This is a genomic window from Nonomuraea aridisoli (genome assembly GCF_003236395.1).
GTDB classification, from domain to species: Bacteria; Actinomycetota; Actinomycetes; order Streptosporangiales; family Streptosporangiaceae; genus Nonomuraea; species Nonomuraea aridisoli.
On the sequence record NZ_POUD01000671.1, the window covers coordinates 1 to 444 of the forward strand.

General features: G+C 57.9%; 1 rRNA gene. It reads left to right on the forward strand.

Going from position 1 to position 444, the window contains the following annotated elements:
• A 16S ribosomal RNA gene (locus tag C1J01_RS48650) occupies positions 1-50 on the forward strand; the annotation flags it as partial.
• Positions 51-444: the final 394 nt, after the last annotated feature.

Sequence of the window (444 nt, forward strand, 5' to 3'; positions counted from 1 at the left end):
AGTCGTAACAAGGTAGCCGTACCGGAAGGTGCGGCTGGATCACCTCCTTTCTAAGGAGCACTCTCATCTATCACCGCCGAATGTGTGGTGGGGTGACAGCTCACTAGTGGAGCACTGGCTATTCGGTACGGCGTGATCGCTGGCCGGCTAGTACCGCCTTCCTTTGAGAGGGAGTGGGAACGACGGTTTCAGGGGTTACGAGGTGCCGGGCACACTGTTGGGTCCTGAGGAAACGGACCGGTTGCGAGTCCCGCCTTCGGGTTGGGCTCGTGGTCTGTAGGACCTCAGTACAGGGCCGCTGAAGGATCCGGGTTTCCGGGTTTGGAGGTGGTTGCTGTTTGTTGTTTGAGATTTGCATAGTGGACGCGAGCATCTTTGTGGCCAAGTTTTTTAGGGCACACGGTGGATGCCTTGGCATCAGGAGCCGATGAAGGACGTGGGAGG